This is a genomic window from uncultured Dialister sp. (genome assembly GCF_900538805.1).
Lineage (GTDB): Bacteria > Bacillota > Negativicutes > Veillonellales > Dialisteraceae > Dialister.
Genome location: NZ_UPZP01000101.1, coordinates 1 through 7,573 on the forward strand (window position 1 = coordinate 1; position 7,573 = coordinate 7,573).

The following is a 7,573-nucleotide window of genomic DNA, read 5'->3' on the forward strand; positions in this document are numbered from 1 at the left end:
GCGACGCGAATAGCGAGCTATTTAAGGAGCCTCATGACGAAGCAGTGCATAAAAATTCTTATAAAAGCAAACTCTATAAATTAATCAGTGCTTCCCTAATCCATCTATCAGTTCAAATTAAAGGTAATAGGTACTCTGGAATTGGCCGTCACCGGTGTGCCGTTCTGCTTGGCCGGCACGAAGCGCCAGCTGTAAACCGCCGATACGGCGGCGCTGTCCAGGGTGCTGTTTCCGGAGGAGCTTTCCACCCAGGCGCTGGAGACGGAGCCGTCGGTGGAGACTGTCATGCCTACCACGGTGGTGCCGGAGATACCGGCCCTTCTGGCTGATTCGGGGTAGGATGGCGCCGGAGCGCTCAGTATCTGGATGCCCGTGGTTTCTCCGCCGCCGCTGCCTTCGCCGCTTCCGCTGCCATAGCCGTCGCCGTTTCCATCACCGGTGCCTCCGCCGCTTCCACTGCCGCTGCCGGAGCCGGTACCGCTTCCTGTGCCGGTGCCGCTGCCGGTGCCTGTGCCGCCTCCACTGCCTCCGCCGCTTCCTCCATCGGAGGAAGAAGCGGAAGAGCTGCCCTCGGAAGAAGATGGGCTTGGCGCAGCCTTATCCTGGGACTGTGCGATTTCATGGACGTCGTTAGCCGCCTCTTCATCGGCCTCTGCCGGTACTGCCGGAGGCGGCGCCGTGGGGGTGGCTTTGGCTTCGTGGATTTTTGGAAGCTCCTCGGTTGCGGAGTTTCCTCCACCACCGCCGCCTCCCCCGCCGCCGCCGATGTCGGAGACCAGGTCTACTTCGATGGGCTCCCGGCTGGGCTGGGCCGGAGGAAAGAGGACCAGCAGGCCTGCCACCGCGCCAAGGATGATGCCGTGGCAGATGAAGGATAATCCAAAGGCAGAGGACCATCGGTACTTGAAAGTACGCATGGGACCACCTCTTTACTGGTTCTGACCGGTCTTGGACTCTGTAGCAATGCCCACCTTGCTGATACCTACAGATTTCAACTGGTCAAGTACAAATACAAAATCTCCATGTTCCGATTTCGAATCCGCCCGAAGTACCACGGCCAGGTTCGGATTACGGTTCTTTTCGATTTCCATGCGGCGGTGAAAATCGTCCTTGGAAATCTTTTCCTTTTCCACATAAATGGTGCCGTCGGAGGTAATGCTGATGGGAAGAGTCTCTTCCACATTCACCTTGGCCGTGGCGGTCTGGGGCAGGTTCAGGTTGATGGATTTCTGCACCACCATGGACAGCATGCTCATCATGAAGAAGACAAGGAGGAAGAAAATGATATCGATCATCGGGATAATCATAATCTTCGGCTTCTTCTCCACATTCATCGATTCCAGTTTCATTACTCTTTCGCCTCTACGATTGCCAAATACAGGGTCCCCAGCTTCTCCATCTGGGAAACGAAATTGCTCACCTGCTGGGACAGATAGGTATAGGCAATGAGGGCAATGATAGCCACGAAGAGGCCCGTAGCCGTGCAGACCAGAGCCTCCGCCACACCGCCGGTCACCGCAAAGGGCTGGCCATTGGAAACGGAGAGTACATTAAAGGAACCAATCATGCCGATAACCGTACCAAGAAGCCCCATGAGCGGCGACAGGGTGACGATGACATCCAGGTAATTCAGGTAATTCTTTAAAAGCCCGGCAGCATGGGAAGCAGCCCCTTCGATGAGCGACGTCTGGTCCACCTTGAGGTTCATATGCTCCACCCCTGCCAGCACTACAGAAGCCGGAATCCCGCTGTCCTTTGCAAGGACCGCCTTCAGCCCCTCATAATCCCGCCGCTCCAGATACTCCGGAATCACCTGGGAAAGCTGCTGCACATCGGACCGGCTGGCCCGGTAGAAACGGAACCGCTCGATAAAAATAGCGACCACAATCAAAGAACAAAGAATCAGCGGATACATCATAAAACCGCCGGCACGGAACAAATGCAGAAAATCCATTCAATACCTCCTGGAAAATGAAAACTATTAATGGGCTATCCTAAGTCTCTAACATTCATATCAAGATTATCATTTTAATGGTGGTTAGTCAAATAATATTTCGCTAATCTTTCGCTCATGTTTCTGTCAGAGGGGAAGGTGGCCAGCCCCTGCGGGGCTGGAGGTTATGGCCGCCTAACGGCGGCGGGTTGTGTTCGCTTCGCTCAGGGGGCGACAGCCCTTCGGGCTGAGGGTTGTGGTAGGCGCCTTTAAAAATAAAGGGCGCCATGATGATAAAACCAAACAACCGCGCCCTTGGCGCGATGAGAAAACAAGCCGACCGGGCTTCGCCCGTTGGAAATGCACCCCTATCGGTGGCTGGTGCCACCACTTCCCCCGGAGGGGGAAGTTTGCTCTCCGCTCAGCTTTTAAACTCAAAAGCAACTCAAGGCATAGCGCCGCTAAAACCTCCCCCTCCGGGGGAGGTGCCATAGGCAGAAGGGGTGCATTTCCCACGCGCCGAAGGCGCGGTTGGCATGTTTTCCCTCGCCCGAAGGGCGGTTGTGAAAGTTTTCTACAAACTGGCGGCGGAGCCGCCCACCACGGCCTTTTCCCCTGAGCGAAGCGATGCACCCCTTCTATACAACCCTTGGCACCGAGGGCCGAAGGCCCGATGGATGCCATACGCCCCTCTGCGCCGAAGGCGCAGGCCCCTACAGGGATACTGCCGCCCCGCCGACTAGTATTTATCGACATTGACATCACTTACTATTCTTACCGAGATCCTTCGCTTTGTGGAGACCCTGCAGAGGGTCTCCAAGTCAGCCGAAGTTGGCCCTGCGTAGAGCAGCAATGGAGCAACATTGTTATTCTTAACCTCGTACACCCTTTTGCCACTTCGTGGCACTTCCCCTCAAGGGGAAACGAGAAATTTAGAGGGACCTTCCGATTGTCGGCTGACCGACCCCGGATGACGGTGGGAGGCGGGGCTATTCGATCCCGACCACGGTCCCGATCCCGACCACGCCCTCCGGGCGTATCAAAACACCGAATGTGTCCCCCGCACCACGGAAATCCCATGGTCTTCAAATATCCGGCACACCGCCATAATTTCCGGGCACAGTTCCTTTTCCTTCGCATCATGGCAGCAGCAGATGCCCAGGTGGACCACGTCGGGGCGGCGGTCCAGGATGTATTGGATTTTTTCATCCAGTCCCTTGTCCTCCCCGGGGAAGTGGCCGCAGCCGCTGCATTTCATAAAGGCCAGGACTTTCACCTCTTCTCCCTTGTAGGGCGCAAAGGCCTTGGTCCGGCTGTTCAGGGCGGAAAAGCAGCCTCCGCCGGTACACACATTTTCTGCCTTGGGACAGGTCAGCATGACGATACGTTTCATAGGTTTCTCCTTTCTTATACACCCAGTTCTTTTTTGTCCTCCTCTGCCATGCTCCAGTGTTTGGGGATATAGACGATATTCATCCATCCGCCGTCGAAATGCTGGATGCGGCAGTCCACGTCATAGAGGTCTTTGATGAAATCCGGGGTCAGAAGTTCCTTCGGCGTGCCTATGCCCACCACCTCCCCTTTGCGGATGGCAATGAGGCGGTCGCAGTACATGCAGGCGATATTCAGGTCGTGGATCGCCGCAATGACCGTATGGTTCAAAGACTTCACGATATCCATGATTTCCAGCTGGTACTTGATATCCAGATGGTTGGTGGGCTCATCCAGCACCAGGCATTCGCTGCCCTGTGTGAGGGCCCGGGCCAGAATGACACGCTGCTGCTCGCCGCCGGAGAGGGTGGAAAAATTTCTTTTTTCAAAGCCCTTAAGCCCCACCACTTCCAGTGCGTCATGGGCCAGACGGTAATCTTCCTCATTATCCCGCTCCATCATCTTCTTGTGGGGAGAGCGGCCCATGAGCACCACGTCCAGCACGGAGAAATCGAAATTGTAGTAATTGTGCTGCGCCACCACCGCCAGCATTAAGGCAGACTGGCGGTAGGACAGCTCATCCAGCGGCCGGCCGTTGAAAAGGATCCGTCCGCCGGAAGGCTTCTGCACCCGATACACGCATTTCAAAAAGGTACTCTTCCCACTGCCGTTGGGACCGATGATTCCAAGAAACTCCTTCGGCTTCAAATGCAGGTCGATGCCCTTCAGTATTTCCTTCTTTCCAATGAAATACTTCACCGCTTCTGCCAGAATCTCCATTATTCACCACCTCCAAAGCCATAGCTCCTGCTGATCATGAGATAAATAAAGCAGGGAGCGCCGATGAGGGAAATGAGAAGTCCTATGGGGAGCTCCGTGTGGGGAATGATAATCCGGCACAGGCCGTCGCAGAGGACAAGGAAAATGGCGCCCACCAGGGCGGACACCGGCACCAGCCGCTTATGGTCCGGCCCCACCACCATGCGGATGACATGGGGAATGATAAGGCCCACAAAGCCGATAACCCCCGCCGAATACACCGCAAATCCCACAATGAGGGAACTCACCAGCAGATAGGCCTGCCGGTACACATGAAGGTCCGTGCCCATGGTAATGGCCGCCTCATCGCCCAGAAGCATGAGATTCAGCACCCGGCTCTGGGTCCAGAAAAAAAGCACCGACAGGATGACGATAGGTGCGATTACCGCCAGCTCATTCCACCGCGCCCCGGCCAGACTGCCCATGAGCCAGTACGTAATGGTCTGGATGCCGTCCTTGTCATTGGCAAAGTACACGATGAAACTGGAAAAAGCGGAGCACACCGCCGACAGCGCCATGCCTGCCAGAAGCAGCTTCACCGACGACGACCGGCCGCCCAGATTGGAAATAAAGAGCACCGCCACGGAAATGGCCATGGCACCGATAAAGGCGGCTATACCTACGAAATTGGGCCCCAGAAAAGCGCCTACCCCAAGAAGGATGGCCGCCGTGGCGCCAAGGGAGGCGCCGGAGGAAATCCCAAGGATATAAGGGTCCGCCAGGGGGTTCTTCACAATAGCCTGCATCACCACGCCGCACACCGAAAGTCCTGCCCCCACCAGAGCCGCCAGCACCAGCCGCGGAAGCCGGAGGAGCCAGACGATATCATGCACCGTCCCCTGCCCCGGCGCCTCAATGGGAAGCCCTCCGGTCAGCTGCCCCGCCACCGCGTCATAAATCACCGGCAGCGGCAGCTTCACCGTGCCGATAGACAGCGCCCAGAACAGGGCCGCCCCCAGAAGGCATACCAGAATAAGAAGAAAAAATCCGAATCCCAGATTTGCTGCCATTCGTCTCATATAAACTCCTGATATATATGAATAAATAAAGGAAAATACATGTCCCTACCAGTCCTCTCCATACAAACCTTTCCCCACCAGCTCAATGCCGTCGGACATCCTCACTCCAGCACTGTAAACCGCATACAGCGGAAGCACGTGGATATTTCGATTTCTGATGCAGTCCACATTCTGCAGGGCCTCATCCTCATAGAAATAGGACAGCACCTCATCGGTCCTCTCATAATCAGACTCTATCACCACCAGGAAAAGGGCATCGGGATTCAGATCTATCAGCTCCTCCCGGCTTATGTCCCGGGAAGAAGGCTGCAGAAGCTCGCCGCCCATGGCCTTCAGGATATTCCCCGCCAGCGTCTTCTCTCCATACACCGTAAGAGACTTCCCCTGCCGCTCCAGAATCAGCGCCCGGGGATGGCGCCCCGTCTTCCGGGCCGTTTCCTCCGCCCGTCCGATTTCATCCTTCATGTGCTGCACAATTTCCTCCGCCCTCTCAGAACGGCCGAAAATCCGGCCCATGTTCAGAATGTCCCGGTACTCATTCTCCACCGTCTTCACCGGCTCCTTCGCCGAAGAATCGGCGGAAATATAGGTATGCACACCCCGCCCGTGCCAGTAATCCGTATCCCGCAGCACCTTGGGCGAAAACGTGGACGCCCAGCCCACGATGAAATCCGGATTCATCATGGTCACCGTCTCCAGGTCCAGATTCTCCAGGCTCCTATAGGGAATCTTCTCATAAGCCTCCCGGTACTCCGGCCGCAGATACTTCGCATCCGGAATCCCCATGCCCGCCACAATCCGATCCCCCACCCCCAGAGCCAGCAGGGTCTCAATGGAATTCTGCCAAACCGCCACCACCCGCTCCGGCGGCTTCGTAAAAGTCTCCTCCTCCATCTCCCCCTTCGAATTCAGGGAAGAAAGGGTCACAGGAAATCGTCCCTCCGAAGCAATCTCCGCCGGAGAAGAAGAAGCCCCCTCCTTCACCACCGGTGCGCAGGCGGAAAAGAGGGAAATCGCCATGACTGCGCTGAGCGCTGCTGCCATATATTTAATGGATATCTTTTTCATACTTTTTATCTTTTACCAGGAATATAGGTAGGATTTCGATATTCGCCTATCCATGAATTGTACGTCTCTTCTGTAATACCTAATGTACGCATGCAATACCGTGGCCAAGTTTCCGAAGCTTTCCTGTCCTTCAAGAAAAATCTCATGTCCTTTCCTGTATGTACAGAAAGAATCCATGCAATTTTTACATAATGCATCGGATAGCCATGATTCATCGCCTCATAAGATTGATTTTCATCAAATCCCCACCACTCATGAATCCAATGAGCCCGAAGTTTTAAACGGCGGTCATGATACTCCTGTGGTGTAATATTTAATAAATATACAACTCTATCCCATGGGCAGTCCTTTTTTAAAGCGGCCACTTCGTCAATCGATTTCTGAGACATATAGGCGTAAAAGCATAACCTATCCACTTCACGAAATGGCATATCCAATCGAAGAAGTTTGTCCACCTCATCATCTGCAAGTTCATATTTTTTCACTAATATGGTTTTCTTTTCCTCTAATGAATATGATTTTACCTTTCTTACAGGACTAATATGCGCATTTCCCAATAAAGCAATATTGTTATTTTGGATGCCCTGTGCATCAAAGCTATACATGAAAGGCATTAGACAAAATATGACCGTTATTCCTGCTAGAATTTTATAATGCATATAGAGCGCCTCAAACATAAAACAGACATAAGTGCGTCTATATAAATAGACGCACTTTGCTGTGTAACACATGATTAAAGGACTAATCAGATTAGAACTTATATTTTACGCCAAACATCCATGCACGTCCCGGCTGTGGAGCAGCGCCTTTTCCGTTATAGGCAGAATAAGCATTTTCGTAAGCCTGATTTGTTAAATTTGTAACTGTTACGTATGTAGAAATGTCTTTGTTAATTTCATAGTTCAAATTCCAATCAAGCACTAATGCCCGCTTATGCGTGAAGGCTTCTGTGCTGCAGCCTGTGTACCAGTTGGCTAAAAGGCCTGTATACCATTTCCCTTTTTCAAAGGACAGATTGGCAGTATAATGATTTGCCGGACGCAATTTGTTAATCATGGTATTTACATTGCTGTTTTCATTTAAGCTGATATCAGGATCGAATTCTTCACCATGCTTAGCTTCCCATTTATCATGCAGATAGGTGTACGCAAGGCTCAATGTCCAATTTTCATTAAACTGATGATCTAAGGTTACATTGAACGATTCTTTCTTTTCCTTTGCATTAACTGCTCTATCGGAAGTTTCTGAAGGAATTGTTTGATTATCTTGCACAACTCATCCAAACACTCAGGAGTATTCTTTG

Annotated in this window: 9 protein-coding genes; all 9 read right to left on the minus strand. The window is 53.0% G+C overall.

Features of this window, described 5'->3' with window-relative positions:
* Positions 1–107: 107 nt before the first annotated feature.
* The 9 genes from QZQ29_RS08055 to QZQ29_RS08095 all read right to left on the minus strand — a co-directional run bounded on the left by QZQ29_RS08055 (position 108) and on the right by QZQ29_RS08095 (position 7,542).
* The gene (locus QZQ29_RS08055) at positions 108–917 is read right to left on the minus strand and encodes an energy transducer TonB (RefSeq protein WP_296962150.1); all 810 of its coding nucleotides are present in this window, start codon (positions 915–917) and stop codon (positions 108–110) included.
* A 12-nt stretch (positions 918–929) separates the two neighbouring features.
* Positions 930–1,349 (minus strand): biopolymer transporter ExbD, encoded by a 420-nt coding sequence (locus QZQ29_RS08060; protein WP_296962152.1) that lies wholly within the window; start codon positions 1,347–1,349, stop codon positions 930–932.
* A complete protein-coding gene (locus QZQ29_RS08065; RefSeq protein WP_296962154.1) occupies positions 1,349–1,954 on the minus strand; it encodes a MotA/TolQ/ExbB proton channel family protein in 606 nt (201 codons plus the stop codon). The genes QZQ29_RS08060 and QZQ29_RS08065 overlap by 1 nt, the downstream gene beginning before the upstream one ends.
* Before the next feature lie 1,018 nt (positions 1,955–2,972).
* A complete protein-coding gene (locus QZQ29_RS08070; protein WP_296962156.1) occupies positions 2,973–3,326 on the minus strand; it encodes a CGGC domain-containing protein in 354 nt (117 codons plus the stop codon).
* A gap of 14 nt (positions 3,327–3,340) precedes the next feature.
* Positions 3,341–4,144 (minus strand): ABC transporter ATP-binding protein, encoded by an 804-nt coding sequence (locus QZQ29_RS08075; RefSeq protein ID WP_296962158.1) that lies wholly within the window; start codon positions 4,142–4,144, stop codon positions 3,341–3,343.
* Positions 4,144–5,202 carry an iron ABC transporter permease gene (locus QZQ29_RS08080; protein ID WP_296962160.1) on the minus strand — a complete coding sequence of 353 codons (1,059 nt, stop codon included), beginning with the start codon at positions 5,200–5,202 and terminating at the stop codon, positions 4,144–4,146. The genes QZQ29_RS08075 and QZQ29_RS08080 overlap by 1 nt, the downstream gene beginning before the upstream one ends.
* A 45-nt stretch (positions 5,203–5,247) precedes the next feature.
* Entirely contained in the window at positions 5,248–6,270 is a 1,023-nt protein-coding gene (locus QZQ29_RS08085; RefSeq protein WP_296962162.1) for an ABC transporter substrate-binding protein, read from the minus strand.
* Between the two features lie 5 nt (positions 6,271–6,275).
* Complete coding sequence (locus QZQ29_RS08090; RefSeq protein WP_296962164.1) at positions 6,276–6,929, minus strand: hypothetical protein; 654 nt, start codon at positions 6,927–6,929, stop codon at positions 6,276–6,278.
* A gap of 91 nt (positions 6,930–7,020) precedes the next feature.
* Positions 7,021–7,542, minus strand: coding sequence for a TonB-dependent receptor (locus QZQ29_RS08095; protein WP_296962166.1), 522 nt, complete (start codon positions 7,540–7,542; stop codon positions 7,021–7,023).
* Positions 7,543–7,573 lie beyond the last annotated feature (31 nt).